The organism is Sediminibacillus massiliensis, from assembly GCF_900156915.1.
Lineage (GTDB): Bacteria > Bacillota > Bacilli > Bacillales > Amphibacillaceae > Sediminibacillus_A > Sediminibacillus_A massiliensis.
The window spans coordinates 3,175,992-3,189,603 of the sequence record NZ_LT732535.1 but is presented as its reverse complement, the minus strand read 5'-3'; the positions used below and the strand labels follow the sequence as shown (position 1 = coordinate 3,189,603).

Below are 13,612 nucleotides of genomic sequence, written 5' to 3'. Positions count from 1 at the left end.
GCAGGGGCAATGCCCCAACTACCATGGGCGCTGGAAAGCTTAACTGCTGTGTTCGGCATGGGAACAGGTGTGACCTTTCCGCTATTGCCACCAGACAATGTCTTTAAATTTCAAGGACAAGGTATATTATATGCAGATTCCGTGAAAAAAGCAAGCTTTTTTTGAAAATCTTTTTTATAATTTCTACCTTCAAAACTAGATAAGAGGGTGGAGACATCTAAAGGTGTTTTCATGTTGTGGAGTCTAGTTACGGCTCCTAACAGCTAGTGTATAGTTCATCCATCACCAGGACTCCAAAAGCAGAGTCCTTTGTGCTGGCTGATCTATCCATACGCTGTTGGACAGTCGCCTTCACTTTCTTTATATAGTTAAGTCCTCGATCGATTAGTATCCGTCAGCTGCACGTGTCACCACGCTTCCACCTCGGACCTATCAACCTCATCGTCTCTGAGGGATCTTACTCATTTAAAATGATGGGAAGTCTCATCTAGAGGGGGGCTTCATGCTTAGATGCTTTCAGCACTTATCCCTTCCACACGTAGCTACCCAGCTATGCTCCTGGCGGAACAACTGGTACACCAGCGGTGTGTCCATCCCGGTCCTCTCGTACTAAGGACAGCTCCTCTCAAACTTCCAACGCCCACGACGGATAGGGACCGAACTGTCTCACGACGTTCTGAACCCAGCTCGCGTACCGCTTTAATGGGCGAACAGCCCAACCCTTGGGACCGACTACAGCCCCAGGATGCGATGAGCCGACATCGAGGTGCCAAACCTCCCCGTCGATGTGGACTCTTGGGGGAGATAAGCCTGTTATCCCCGGGGTAGCTTTTATCCGTTGAGCGACGGCCCTTCCATACGGCACCGCCGGATCACTAAGCCCGACTTTCGTCCCTGCTCGACTTGTAGGTCTCGCAGTCAAGCTCCCTTCTGCCTTTACACTCTGCGAATGATTTCCAACCATTCTGAGGGAACCTTTGGGCGCCTCCGTTACTCTTTAGGAGGCGACCGCCCCAGTCAAACTGCCCACCTGACACTGTCTCCGGACCGGATCACGGTCCTGGGTTAGAATGTCCGTACAGCCAGGGTGGTATCCCACCGACGCCTCCACCGAAGCTAGCGCTCCGGCTTCTAAGGCTCCCACCTATCCTGTACAAGCTGTACCAACATGCAATATCAGGCTACAGTAAAGCTCCACGGGGTCTTTCCGTCCTGTCGCGGGTAATGCGCATCTTCACGCATAGTATAATTTCACCGGGTCTCTCGTTGAGACAGTGCCCAAGTCGTTGCACCTTTCGTGCGGGTCGGAACTTACCCGACAAGGAATTTCGCTACCTTAGGACCGTTATAGTTACGGCCGCCGTTTACTGGGGCTTCGGTTCAACGCTTCGCCTTGCGGCTAACGCGTCCCCTTAACCTTCCAGCACCGGGCAGGTGTCAGCCCCTATACTTCGCCTTACGGCTTCGCAGAGACCTGTGTTTTTGCTAAACAGTCGCTTGGGCCTTTTCACTGCGGCTTCTCGCAAAAGAAGCACCCCTTCTCCCGAAGTTACGGGGTCATTTTGCCGAGTTCCTTAACGAGAGTTCTCCCGCTCACCTTAGGATTCTCTCCTCGCCTACCTGTGTCGGTTTGCGGTACGGGCACCTCTTTCCTCACTAGAGGCTTTTCTTGGCAGTATGAAATCCGGAGCTTCGGTACTTATGTTCCCTCCCCGTAACAGCTTGAGATTGTTGGACGGATTTGCCTATTCCAACTCTCTTACTGCTTGGACGCACATTTCCAATCGTGCGCTCTCCTTATCCTCCTGCGTCNCTCCAGCCAGGCCCTTGGAAAGTCGATAGTGGTCTCGCCTTCTGCCGATAACTTATCGATTTGCGGCCCACCAGGATAAGGCAGTTTTAATGTTCGTGCCACTTTGTCGTATGCCTCTCCAGCCGCATCATCTCTTGTTTCGCCAATTACCTCGTATGATCCATGTTCTTTCATGATGATTAATTCGGTATGCCCTCCGGAAACGACAAGTGCAAGTAAAGGGAAAGTGAATTCTTTAAACAGGCGATTGGCATAAATGTGACCTGCTATATGATGGACGCCTACTAATGGTTTGTTTTTAGCAAAGGCCAAAGCTTTTGCGGTATTTACGCCGATAAGTAATGCCCCGACAAGGCCCGGACCCTCTGTAACAGTCACTGCATCCATGTCATCAATCGTTAAGCCGGCCTTTTGAAAAGTTTCTTCCAACACCATCGTTATTTGTTCAACATGATGCCTCGAAGCTATTTCCGGAACGACGCCACCAAAACGCTTATGGCTTTCTATTTGGGATGCAACTACATTTGCAACTATTTCTGTACCGTTTTTAACAATTGCTGCCGCTGTTTCATCACAGCTAGTCTCAATACCCAATATATATTTATCTTCATTCTTCATAATTTCACCCACATTACTAAAGCATCTTCTCCATTATCCGTGTAATAGTTACGCCGGATCCCACCTGGAGTTAATCCGAATTTTTTATACATATTCTGCGCCGTTATATTGGACACTCTTACCTCTAATGACAATGTGGCAGCTCCTAAGGCAACAGCTTGATTAAGTACAAAGTGAAACAAAGTCTGCCCGTATTTCTTCCCTCTGCACTGCGGCAGGATGGCAATATTGGTAATTTGGGCTTCATCAAAAATAACCCATAGTCCGCAATATCCAACAATTTGTTTACCTTCTTGCATGATGAAATAAATAGCATAAGGATTCTCAAGTATTTCTTTATAGAATATATCTTTTGTCCATGGGGTTCCGAAGCTGGCAGCTTCTACTGCCATGACCCGATCGATATCCTCTACCCTCATTTGTCTGATTACAGGGGCCGACATATCAATTCTCCCTTTGCTTTTCCAACCATTTTGACTCTGCCTCTGCCAACCGCAGATATTCCGGTGTCAACGCATGTACAGGCTCTGTCTCCTTATCCGCTCCTGCCAGAGCCAATAAAGACGGTTTTGGAAAATGATATGGCAATTCAGGAATGATGGCCAATTTCCCCATCGTTTCAAGAATCTTGTCTCGATGCAATTCGATATCCGGGCTGAGGAACAATACTTGCTGTCCTTGGTTTGCTAAGGTCGTCAGCCACTCTTCGAAAAGGATGTTTGTCTCCTTCGCAGCCAGCTGCGCCTTTCCATTTGAATCGAAGTTATATAAACCAGTATAGACAAGGCCTCTGCGGGCATCGAAAAACGGACAGACCGAAAAAGGTGAAAAACTACCTTGAAGGGCAACTGCCTCTAAACTTGAGACACCCACTACCGGAATATTCAACGCCCAGCCCATTGTCTTGGCTGTCGATAAGCCAATCCTTACACCGGTAAAGGATCCAGGTCCCTTCGCAACTACTATTTTATCCAACTCTTCCGGAGCTGTGCCCGTCTCGTCCATGAGTTTGGAAATCGCCGGCATTAACCGGACAGAGTGATTTTTTTTGATATTGTTAGTGTACTCTCCGACAATAACCCCATTCTTGACGATTGCTATCCCCATTGTCTGATTGGATGTATCCATTGAAAGTATATTCATCGTGCTAACTCCTTACAAACCGCTTCAAAATGATGTCCTTTTGGTGAAAAGGTTATCTCCCTCTCCTGTTCATCAATCAGACGTATTTCTATATCCAAGCGTTTTTCCGGCAAGTAATCCGCAATAAAATGAGCCCATTCGATCACCGTTATTCCATCGCCGTTAAAATATTCATCAAAACCAATGTCTTCCTCACTGTCTTCCAAACGATACACGTCCATGTGATATAGAGGAATTTCTCCCTGGTATTCTTTCACGATTGTAAATGTCGGGCTGTTAATCGTTCTACGAACACCGAGTCCGGCACCCAGTCCTTTGGTAAAGGTGGTTTTTCCAGCTCCTAAGTCACCTTCAAGTGTTAAGACATCACCAGGGCGAAGAGATAAAGCCAGCTTTTCAGCAAGCTTTCTTGTCTCTAATTCTGTTTTCGTAGTTATTACTATCGATTCCATATTTTCACCTATTTCATCAGGTTTCCTTATTATGTTTTGGTCAGTAATTCTATCATAGCAAAAAGGAAGCTAAAAAGAAAAATCCCAGTGCTTCTTTTCACTATTTCGATTAAAACATAAAGAAAGCCTTAGGATTTTCTCCTAAGGCGTATGCTTGATTTAAATTTATGTAAGTGGCGGTCCGGACGGGACTCGAACCCGCGACCTCCTGCGTGACAGGCAGGCATTCTAACCAACTGAACTACCGGACCATTTGGTTGCGGGGACAGGATTTGAACCTGTGACCTTCGGGTTATGAGCCCGACGAGCTACCAGACTGCTCCACCCCGCGATAGTGTAAGAGTGTTTATTACTGCATCTTACGATAGTGTTTCTGTTCGTCACGTTGCAAGTGAATTCGGAGATGATTACGCTCCTCACAAAGCCTTCACTGAAGTTAATCAATGGTGTTGAGCGGCTTTGCTCCACCCCGCGATAGTGTAAGAATGTTTTTTACTGCATCTTACGAAAGTGTTTCTATTTTGTTTTAAAAACATTTAGTAATTCAAGCCTAGCGGCGTCCTACTCTCGCAGGGGCAATGCCCCAACTACCATGGGCGCTGGAAAGCTTAACTGCTGTGTTCGGCATGGGAACAGGTGTGACCTTTCCGCTATTGCCACCAGACCTGAATTTTAAAGGATGTACCTTCAAAACTAGATAAGAGGGTGGAGACATCTAAAGGTGTTTTCATGTTTGTGCAGTCCAGTTACGGCTCCTAACAGCTAGTGTATAGTTCATCCATCACCAGGACTCCAAAAGCAGATTCCTTTATGCTGGCTGATCTATCCATACGCTGTTGGACAGTCGCCTTCACTTTCTTTATATAGTTAAGTCCTCGATCGATTAGTATCCGTCAGCTGCACGTGTCACCACGCTTCCACCTCGGACCTATCAACCTCATCGTCTCTGAGGGATCTTACTCATTTAAAATGATGGGAAGTCTCATCTAGAGGGGGGCTTCATGCTTAGATGCTTTCAGCACTTATCCCTTCCACACGTAGCTACCCAGCTATGCTCCTGGCGGAACAACTGGTACACCAGCGGTGTGTCCATCCCGGTCCTCTCGTACTAAGGACAGCTCCTCTCAAACTTCCAACGCCCACGACGGATAGGGACCGAACTGTCTCACGACGTTCTGAACCCAGCTCGCGTACCGCTTTAATGGGCGAACAGCCCAACCCTTGGGACCGACTACAGCCCCAGGATGCGATGAGCCGACATCGAGGTGCCAAACCTCCCCGTCGATGTGGACTCTTGGGGGAGATAAGCCTGTTATCCCCGGGGTAGCTTTTATCCGTTGAGCGACGGCCCTTCCATACGGCACCGCCGGATCACTAAGCCCGACTTTCGTCCCTGCTCGACTTGTAGGTCTCGCAGTCAAGCTCCCTTCTGCCTTTACACTCTGCGAATGATTTCCAACCATTCTGAGGGAACCTTTGGGCGCCTCCGTTACTCTTTAGGAGGCGACCGCCCCAGTCAAACTGCCCACCTGACACTGTCTCCGGACCGGATCACGGTCCTGGGTTAGAATGTCCGTACAGCCAGGGTGGTATCCCACCGACGCCTCCACCGAAGCTAGCGCTCCGGCTTCTAAGGCTCCCACCTATCCTGTACAAGCTGTACCAACATGCAATATCAGGCTACAGTAAAGCTCCACGGGGTCTTTCCGTCCTGTCGCGGGTAATGCGCATCTTCACGCATAGTATAATTTCACCGGGTCTCTCGTTGAGACAGTGCCCAAGTCGTTGCACCTTTCGTGCGGGTCGGAACTTACCCGACAAGGAATTTCGCTACCTTAGGACCGTTATAGTTACGGCCGCCGTTTACTGGGGCTTCGGTTCAACGCTTCGCCTTGCGGCTAACGCGTCCCCTTAACCTTCCAGCACCGGGCAGGTGTCAGCCCCTATACTTCGCCTTACGGCTTCGCAGAGACCTGTGTTTTTGCTAAACAGTCGCTTGGGCCTTTTCACTGCGGCTTCTCGCAAAAGAAGCACCCCTTCTCCCGAAGTTACGGGGTCATTTTGCCGAGTTCCTTAACGAGAGTTCTCCCGCTCACCTTAGGATTCTCTCCTCGCCTACCTGTGTCGGTTTGCGGTACGGGCACCTCTTTCCTCACTAGAGGCTTTTCTTGGCAGTATGAAATCCGGAGCTTCGGTACTTATGTTCCCTCCCCGTCACAGCTTGAGATTGTTGGACGGATTTGCCTATTCCAACTCTCTTACTGCTTGGACGCACATTTCCAATCGTGCGCTCTCCTTATCCTCCTGCGTCCCCCCGTCGTTCAAACGGAAAGGAGGTGGTACAGGAATATCCACCTGTTGTCCATCGCCTACGCCTTTCGGCCTCGGCTTAGGTCCCGACTAACCCTGAGCGGACGAGCCTTCCTCAGGAAACCTTAGGCTTTCGGTGAAAGAGATTCTCACTCTTTTTTCGCTACTCATACCGGCATTCTCACTTCTAAGCGCTCCACCAGTCCTCACGGTCTGACTTCGCTGCACTTAGAACGCTCTCCTACCATTGTTCGCAAGAACAATCCGCAGCTTCGGTGATACGTTTAGCCCCGGTATATTTTCGGCGCAGAGTCACTCGACCAGTGAGCTATTACGCACTCTTTAAATGATGGCTGCTTCTAAGCCAACATCCTGGTTGTCTAAGCAACTCCACATCCTTTTCCACTTAACGTATACTTTGGGACCTTAGCTGGCGGTCTGGGCTGTTTCCCTTTCGACTATGAACCTTATCACCCATAGTCTGACTCCCAAGATCGAGTAGCTGGCATTCGGAGTTTGACTGAATTCGGTAACCCGATGAGGGCCCCTAGTCCAATCAGTGCTCTACCTCCAGTACTCAACTCTTGAGGCTAGCCCTAAAGCTATTTCGGAGAGAACCAGCTATCTCCGTGTTCGATTGGCATTTCACCCCTACCCACACCTCATCCCCGCGTTTTTCAACACGCGTGGGTTCGGGCCTCCAGTCAGTGTTACCTGACCTTCACCCTGGACATGGGTAGATCACACGGTTTCGGGTCTACGACCAACTACTACNCCATGCAGAGAAAAGTGTTATCCGGTATTAGCCCCGGTTTCCCGGGGTTATCCCAGTCTTACAGGCAGGTTGCCCACGTGTTACTCACCCGTCCGCCGCTCGTTCCACAAGCGCACACCCCGAAGGGTGATTGCTTGCTTCCCGCGCTCGACTTGCATGTATTAGGCACGCCGCCAGCGTTCGTCCTGAGCCAAGATCAAACTCTCCATAAAATGTGAGCTTGCTTGCTCGAAAACTTGACTAGCATTTCTTGCTTGACATAATGATTGTTTTGTTCAGTTTTCAAAGATCAAATAATGGTGGGCCTGAGTGGACTTGAACCACCGACCTCACGCTTATCAGGCGTGCGCTCTAACCAGCTGAGCTACAGGCCCATTATCTAAATGGAGCGGGTGAAGGGAATTGAACCCTCGACATCAGCTTGGAAGGCTGAGGTTTTACCACTAAACTACACCCGCATATTCAATTTGTTGTACGAAATGGTCGGGAAGACAGGATTTGAACCTGCGACCCCTTGGTCCCAAACCAAGTGCTCTACCAAGCTGAGCTACTTCCCGTAAATGGCGCGCCCGAGAGGAGTCGAACCCCTAACCTCTTGATCCGTAGTCAAACGCTCTATCCAATTGAGCTACGGGCGCTTAATAAAGCAACATCATTTATTGTATCATTTTCATTCAGTTGAGTCAACAACTTTTTTAATTTTTTAATTTATGGTGCGGTCGAGAGGACTTGAACCTCCACGGGATTAACTCCCACTAGGCCCTCAACCTAGCGCGTCTGCCAATTCCGCCACACCCGCTAATTGGAAGCAACCTTATTAAGTTTGAACTTCCTGATGAGCCATGGAGGATTCGAACCTCCGACCCTCTGATTAAAAGTCAGATGCTCTACCAGCTGAGCTAATGGCTCAAGATTAAATAGTGATTGTTACGTTACGCTATGCCACTCTATTATTAGAAAACATGAAAATGGCTGGGCTAGCTGGATTCGAACCAGCGAATCACGGGATCAAAACCCGATGCCTTACCGCTTGGCTATAGCCCAAGAGTGGCGGTCCGGACGGGACTCGAACCCGCGACCTCCTGCGTGACAGGCAGGCATTCTAACCAACTGAACTACCGGACCGTTTCTGTTTAATTGTAAAAGTGACCCGTACGGGATTCGAACCCGTGTTACCGCCGTGAAAGGGCGGTGTCTTAACCGCTTGACCAACGGGCCATGTAATGGCGGAGAAGGAGGGATTTGAACCCTCGCGCCGCTTACGCGACCTACACCCTTAGCAGGGGCGCCTCTTCAGCCACTTGAGTACTTCTCCAATGGCTCCACCGGTAGGATTCGAACCTACGACCGATCGGTTAACAGCCGATTGCTCTACCACTGAGCTACGGTGGAACAAAAAAAATAATGCCTGCCGCTCTTTGCGACATTTAATATCATACAACATTGCCGGTAGTTTGTCAAACCTTTTTCCAAATTTATTTTGGATGAAAAGATTCAATCTGCGCAATGAAGAAAAAAAGAAAAAACTCAAAAACTCCGTTTTTTCTAGGGCTTATTTAATTTAACATGCATTACATCATTCGTCAATGGTTTTTGAGTGTTTTCTGCTAAAATTCTACTTTCTCGTGGTTTTTTCCGCTAGTTTAAGCTTTCCTCTGCACTTTCCGCACCTATATCTATCCGTATTCACCCTTCTTCTCCTTTTATATACATGCTGGCATGCTACGCACGTATATGTGTATATGGTTGTCTTTTTCTCTACGGACGGAAGTGGTTGGCAAAACCTTGGTGATCCTGTCTTTTTTAACAACTTCCTGAAGTCCTTGTCCCTGTGCTTATAACCTTTTCCTTCAATATGCAGATGATAATGACATAATTCATGTTTTATGATTCCCGTAAACTCCTCTTCCCCAAGCTCTCTCCGAAACTTTGGGTTCAACTCGATTTTCCGTTTGGATGGTATATATCTTCCACCAGTCGTTCTCAACCGGTTATTAAAACTTACCGAATCTTGATATGGCTTGTCAAAATACGTCAGCGATATTTCATTCACCAATTCTTTTAGCTGAGCTTGTGTCATTTTTTCCATATCTGTCACACCTTCTTCTTCTATTGCATACTGTAAATTAACTTGACTTCTGTCTGCATCCAAGAGTCACACATTTTATCCAGGGGGGTTGTTACGAATGCCTAATTGGTTTAAAAAGCAAATGACAGAAGCCTTCCTTGCAAAAGACTTGTACCAGATTAAAATACTTAATCAATGCTGGTTCTTCTATCAGAATAAAAATTGCTCGTAATATACCAGCCAAAGGAATAAAGGAGCTGCAAACGCAGCCCCTTTATTCTTTGACCATTGTCAAGGCGATTCGCTGTTTATTAATGTCCACGTTCTCTACCCAGACTGTTACGACGTCTCCTACTGCCGCTATATCCATCGGATGTTTCACAAACTGCTTCGACATTTTGGAGATATGGACAAGCCCATCTTGTTTTACGCCGATATCGACGAAAACGCCAAAATCGACAACATTACGGACAGTGCCTTGCAGCTCCATCCCTTCACTTAGGTCCTCCATTGCCAGGACATTTTGTTTCAGGATCGGTTTCGGCAAATCGTCACGGGGATCTCGTTCAGGTCGGACCAGAGCACTGATTATGTCTTTTAAGGTGGGCAGCCCGATCCCTAACTTATCAGCAGTTTCTTTCTTATCTAGACTGTTCAAATGCTGCTGAAGATTTTCTGAACCGATATCTTTAGTAGAAAAACCAAGCATCCTCAATAGGGATAAGGCGGCATCATAACTTTCCGGGTGGATAGGTGTTCGGTCTAATGGCTCCTCTCCATCAGGCACACGCAAAAATCCGATACTTTGCTCATATGTTTTACTGCCAAGCCGCGGAATCTTTTTCAATTGTTTTCTACTAGTGAATTTTCCGGCTTCATTCCGTTGCTTAACAATATTATTTGCAACAGTTTTACTTAGACCCGATACATATTGAAGCAAGGAAACGGAAGCAGTGTTTACATTGACCCCGACTTGGTTAACAGCCGTTTCTACTACAAACGTCAATGAGTCATTTAAATTTTTCTGGCTTACATCATGCTGGTACTGCCCCACACCTATGGACTTCGGATCGATTTTCACTAATTCAGCAAGCGGATCCTGGACCCTTCTCGCAATCGAGACAGCACTCCGTTCTTCCACTTTAAAATCAGGAAATTCTTCGCGGGCGAGCGCTGAAGCAGAATATACACTGGCCCCTGCTTCATTGACGATCATGTAAGCCGCGTCAAGGTCATTGTTTCTTATCATATCAGCAATAAACTGTTCCGTTTCCCTTGAAGCAGTTCCGTTACCGATAGCAATCAATTCGACAGGGTATTGACTCAATAAATGAAGTACAGTCTTTTCCGCCCCTTTTATGTCATTTTTAGGCGCCGTAGGATAAATGACATCGACAGAAAGCACTTTGCCAGTTTCATCTATAACCGCCAGCTTACAACCAGTTCGAAAGGCCGGATCAACACCGAGCACTACCTTCCCTTTTAACGGAGGTTGTAACAGCAAGTTCTTCAGGTTGGTCGAAAAGACGGAAATAGCCTGCTCTTCTGCAGTTTCCGATAATTGATTCCGGATTTCCCTCTCTATGGAAGGTTGAATTAACCGCTTGTAACTATCCTCAACCGCCGCCTTCAACAGTTCCTGAACTTCCTGCGAAGCTTGTCGTTTTACCAACTTGTTCACAAGATACGTGGTGATTTGATCGACCGGAGGGACTACGGTAATTTTTAAAATATCTTCTTTTTCCCCACGGTTCAATGCCAATACACGGTGGGATACGATGGACTTTATCGGTTCTTCATAATCATAATAGATTTCGAATATTCCTTTTTCGTCCTTTTCTTCATTTTTCCCACTGGATTTTATTTTGCCAGCCCTAAAGGTCTTCTCTCTTATGTAGTTACGGTGTTGTGGCTCATCAGAAATCCACTCCGCTATAATATCGTTAACACCGGAAAGCACCTCTTCGATGGAACTAAGTTCTTTTTCATCCGAGAGAAAAGCCTGAGCCTCTGAATGCAAATCCTCAACCTGGTTATTCCACACTTTTAAGGCCAAAGGCTCCAAGCCTTTTTCCTTGGCAACAGTTGCTCTGGTCCGGCGCTTCTGCTTATAAGGCCTATAAAGGTCTTCTACTCTTTGCAGCTGTTCGGCACTCTCTATTTCAGACTTCAATTCAACAGTCAATTTGCCTTGTTCTTCAATTAGGCGCAAGACTTCCTGTTTTCTGTCAGCCAGATTTTGAGCATACTCCCACTTATCTTCGATGGCTTTAATCTGAACTTCGTCAAGTCCGCCCGTCTGCTCTTTACGGTACCTGGCGATAAAAGGTACCGTATTGCCGGTTTCTAATAAAGAAATGACTTGGTTTATAGGATTGGCCGCCAGATTCGTTTCTTTGGCAACCCATTGAATTAAATGTTCTCTTGAACTGCTTTCACTCACATTAACTTCCTCCTTGCCTTCTTCTCTTCTATTTTACCAATAAATAAGAGGGATTAGCCACTATTACTACGGCTAATCCCTCTTCCTATTTCTTACCGGAAGTAATAAAACTCTTATCTTCCATGATAAGAGTATATCCTGTCCGATATTTCCCTTAATCCAAGTACCTCATTGCAATCAGTGTGGTATCATCATCTCTGTTCTTTCCGCCTATGGCAGCATACGTCTCCGTAATGCGGTCGACGTCTTTCCCTAAAAAGTACTTGGCTGACAAATCCATGGAGTTTACACCATCTGAAAACATGATAAAAATAATTCCTGGATCGAGCACTCCATCAAATACTTTGAAAGGGCGCCGGTATCCGCCCAAATATCCGGAGTTTGGAATACTTCGCTTTTTTTCCTGTTTTTCTGTAATAGTCATGATTCCGATATTGCCAATCGAACTGAACGTATAAGCGTTAGTGCGGAAATTAACTTTCAATACACCTAAAACAACTCCGCGTTTCCCGACCAGCTTTTCATTGCAAATTCTGATCAGTTGTTCAACATCGGCATGAACATTCTCTTCAATAATGTCCATAACAATTTGAGAAGACTCCTTAGCGTATTCACCGCTTCCCAGACCATCGGCCAAAGCGCAAATAAATTCATTTTCGGTTTCTTTATAGTAATAACTGTCCCCGCAATAGTAGTTGCCCTTTTTAGGCTGTTGAAAGACAGAAACTTCCATATGATTTTCACTTACACCCACTAGAAGACCTCCGAGCTTTCCGATTGCAATGTTTCCCTTAGCTTTCTTAACGCACGTCTTTGTAGCCTCGATACATGCATTTGTGATATTCCCAGCATTTCACCGGTATCTTTCTGGCTCATATTCTCAAAGTATGTACATTTGAGAATTTCCTGTTCTCTTTCTGTCAAGATTGGCAGGATTTTCTCCAGCAGCATACGTTGATCGATGTTTTCATATCCAGCATCCTGGTTACCGATCAGATCCAAGATCGAAACGGTACTCCCATCAGAATCTGCTTCAATTTTACGGTCGACAGACAAGGCTTTATAGCTTTTCCCCATTTCCATCGTTTCCAATACGTCCTCTTCACTCACTTCCAAATATGCGGCAATATCGGCAACGGAAGGGGATTTTTGCTGATCAGAAGTCAATTCTTCGATAGCCTTTTTGATTTTCGGTCCTAGTTCTTTTATACGACGGGGTACATGGACACTCCATGTCTTATCACGGATGAACCGTTTTATTTCTCCGATAATTGTAGGAATTGCAAAGGATTCAAAAGACTTACCAAATTCAGGGTCGTATCTTCTTATTGCAGCCAACAACCCCAGCATCCCGACTTGTACCAAGTCTTCGTGAATGGAACTATTTTTCGAATATTTACGGGCAATAGACTCCACCAGATCTTGATAGGCCAATACAATTTTCTCCTGAACTTCCTCATCTTGGGGATAATCTTGCAGATGCCTTATCCATTGGTAAATCTCATCCTCACCTCTATTGTGTGGTTGAGATTTGGTCGTCATCTAATCCCACCTTATATTCGTGAAGATATTTTGTCATCAATACGATTACCCCGTGGTCGCTATTTATCTCCACTTTATCCATTAATGCATCGATCAAAAACAACCCGAATCCGCCTTCTCTCAAATTCTCGATCGGTTCGGATTGTTCATAAGGACCGATATCAGCCTTCACCTTTCCAAGGTCAAAGCTTCCACCGTGATCAGCTACCATAACCTCCAATCGATCATTATAGACACCGAAACCGACTGTCACTTCACCCTCTTCGTTTTCATTATAAGCATGTGTGACAGCGTTGGTCATTGCTTCGGAAATGGCAACTTTTAAATCCTCGATATCTTCGTAACTGAAACCCATCCGATTAGCTACTCCCGAAGTACTGAGACGGACAACTCCGACATATTCCGATTTAGCAGGAACTTTAATTTCGATAAAGTCAAAAGGTTCCAT

9 protein-coding genes, 13 tRNA genes, 3 rRNA genes and 2 other annotated features are annotated in these 13,612 nt (G+C 46.4%); of the genes, 1 reads left to right on the top strand and 24 read right to left on the bottom strand.

Annotated elements, in window-relative coordinates; all coding sequences use genetic code 11:
- Position 1 precedes the first annotated feature (1 nt).
- The 20 genes from rrf (CZ434_RS16730) to CZ434_RS16630 form a co-directional block, all read right to left on the bottom strand.
- Positions 2 to 95, bottom strand: a 5S ribosomal RNA gene (rrf, locus tag CZ434_RS16730).
- 281 nt (positions 96 to 376) lie between these two features.
- Positions 377 to 1,246: a sequence feature (23S ribosomal RNA rRNA prediction is too short), on the bottom strand.
- 9 nt (positions 1,247 to 1,255) lie between these two features.
- Positions 1,256 to 1,917: a sequence feature (23S ribosomal RNA rRNA prediction is too short), on the bottom strand.
- Between the two features lie 510 nt (positions 1,918 to 2,427).
- Positions 2,428 to 2,874: a ribosomal protein S18-alanine N-acetyltransferase gene (gene rimI / locus CZ434_RS16720; protein ID WP_077624180.1), complete on the bottom strand. Its 447-nt coding sequence runs from the start codon at positions 2,872 to 2,874 to the stop codon at positions 2,428 to 2,430.
- Position 2,875: 1 nt separating this feature from the next.
- Positions 2,876 to 3,574, bottom strand: a complete 699-nt coding sequence (gene tsaB, locus CZ434_RS16715) for a tRNA (adenosine(37)-N6)-threonylcarbamoyltransferase complex dimerization subunit type 1 TsaB (RefSeq protein WP_077624179.1) — start codon at positions 3,572 to 3,574, stop codon at positions 2,876 to 2,878.
- On the bottom strand, positions 3,571 to 4,026 hold the full coding sequence (gene tsaE, locus CZ434_RS16710) for a tRNA (adenosine(37)-N6)-threonylcarbamoyltransferase complex ATPase subunit type 1 TsaE (protein WP_077624178.1): 456 nt from the start codon (positions 4,024 to 4,026) through the stop codon (positions 3,571 to 3,573). Before tsaE ends, tsaB begins: the two co-directional genes overlap by 4 nt.
- Before the next feature lie 174 nt (positions 4,027 to 4,200).
- Positions 4,201 to 4,277: transfer RNA gene (locus CZ434_RS16705), tRNA-Asp, on the bottom strand.
- A 3-nt stretch (positions 4,278 to 4,280) separates the two neighbouring features.
- Positions 4,281 to 4,357 (bottom strand) — tRNA-Met (locus CZ434_RS16700).
- 217 nt (positions 4,358 to 4,574) lie between these two features.
- Positions 4,575 to 4,690: ribosomal RNA gene (rrf, locus tag CZ434_RS16695) — 5S ribosomal RNA — on the bottom strand.
- A 199-nt stretch (positions 4,691 to 4,889) separates the two neighbouring features.
- Positions 4,890 to 7,201 (bottom strand): 23S ribosomal RNA (locus CZ434_RS16690).
- 207 nt (positions 7,202 to 7,408) lie between these two features.
- Positions 7,409 to 7,485 (bottom strand) — tRNA-Ile (locus tag CZ434_RS22810).
- Between the two features lie 10 nt (positions 7,486 to 7,495).
- A tRNA-Gly gene (locus tag CZ434_RS22805) sits at positions 7,496 to 7,569 on the bottom strand.
- A 22-nt stretch (positions 7,570 to 7,591) separates the two neighbouring features.
- Positions 7,592 to 7,668 (bottom strand) — tRNA-Pro (locus CZ434_RS16675).
- Positions 7,669 to 7,672: 4 nt separating this feature from the next.
- Positions 7,673 to 7,749 (bottom strand) — tRNA-Arg (locus tag CZ434_RS16670).
- Positions 7,750 to 7,822: 73 nt separating this feature from the next.
- Positions 7,823 to 7,910 (bottom strand) — tRNA-Leu (locus CZ434_RS16665).
- Between the two features lie 37 nt (positions 7,911 to 7,947).
- Positions 7,948 to 8,020: transfer RNA gene (locus CZ434_RS16660), tRNA-Lys, on the bottom strand.
- Positions 8,021 to 8,080: 60 nt separating this feature from the next.
- Positions 8,081 to 8,155, bottom strand: a tRNA-Gln gene (locus tag CZ434_RS16655).
- 4 nt (positions 8,156 to 8,159) lie between these two features.
- A tRNA-Asp gene (locus CZ434_RS16650) sits at positions 8,160 to 8,236 on the bottom strand.
- A gap of 21 nt (positions 8,237 to 8,257) precedes the next feature.
- Positions 8,258 to 8,329 (bottom strand) — tRNA-Glu (locus tag CZ434_RS16645).
- Positions 8,330 to 8,335: 6 nt separating this feature from the next.
- Positions 8,336 to 8,426, bottom strand: a tRNA-Ser gene (locus CZ434_RS16640).
- Positions 8,427 to 8,428: 2 nt separating this feature from the next.
- Positions 8,429 to 8,503 (bottom strand) — tRNA-Asn (locus CZ434_RS16635).
- 223 nt (positions 8,504 to 8,726) lie between these two features.
- Positions 8,727 to 9,200, bottom strand: a complete 474-nt coding sequence (locus tag CZ434_RS16630; RefSeq protein ID WP_179107299.1) for a SprT family protein — start codon at positions 9,198 to 9,200, stop codon at positions 8,727 to 8,729.
- A 97-nt stretch (positions 9,201 to 9,297) separates the two neighbouring features.
- Here CZ434_RS16630 and cmpA point away from each other — a divergent pair, with 97 nt between their 5' ends.
- The gene (gene cmpA / locus CZ434_RS21765) at positions 9,298 to 9,411 is read left to right on the top strand and encodes a cortex morphogenetic protein CmpA (RefSeq protein ID WP_095742930.1); all 114 of its coding nucleotides are present in this window, start codon (positions 9,298 to 9,300) and stop codon (positions 9,409 to 9,411) included.
- A gap of 42 nt (positions 9,412 to 9,453) precedes the next feature.
- Here cmpA and CZ434_RS16625 read toward each other — a convergent pair whose 3' ends face one another.
- The 4 genes from CZ434_RS16625 to rsbW all read right to left on the bottom strand — a co-directional run bounded on the left by CZ434_RS16625 (position 9,454) and on the right by rsbW (position 13,612).
- Complete coding sequence (locus tag CZ434_RS16625) at positions 9,454 to 11,622, bottom strand: Tex family protein (RefSeq protein WP_077624177.1); 2,169 nt, start codon at positions 11,620 to 11,622, stop codon at positions 9,454 to 9,456.
- 154 nt (positions 11,623 to 11,776) lie between these two features.
- On the bottom strand, positions 11,777 to 12,355 hold the full coding sequence (locus CZ434_RS16620; protein WP_077625232.1) for a SpoIIE family protein phosphatase: 579 nt from the start codon (positions 12,353 to 12,355) through the stop codon (positions 11,777 to 11,779).
- A 20-nt stretch (positions 12,356 to 12,375) separates the two neighbouring features.
- Complete coding sequence (sigB, locus tag CZ434_RS16615; protein ID WP_077624176.1) at positions 12,376 to 13,164, bottom strand: RNA polymerase sigma factor SigB; 789 nt, start codon at positions 13,162 to 13,164, stop codon at positions 12,376 to 12,378.
- Complete coding sequence (rsbW, locus tag CZ434_RS16610; protein WP_077624175.1) at positions 13,136 to 13,612, bottom strand: anti-sigma B factor RsbW; 477 nt, start codon at positions 13,610 to 13,612, stop codon at positions 13,136 to 13,138. The genes sigB and rsbW overlap by 29 nt, the downstream gene beginning before the upstream one ends.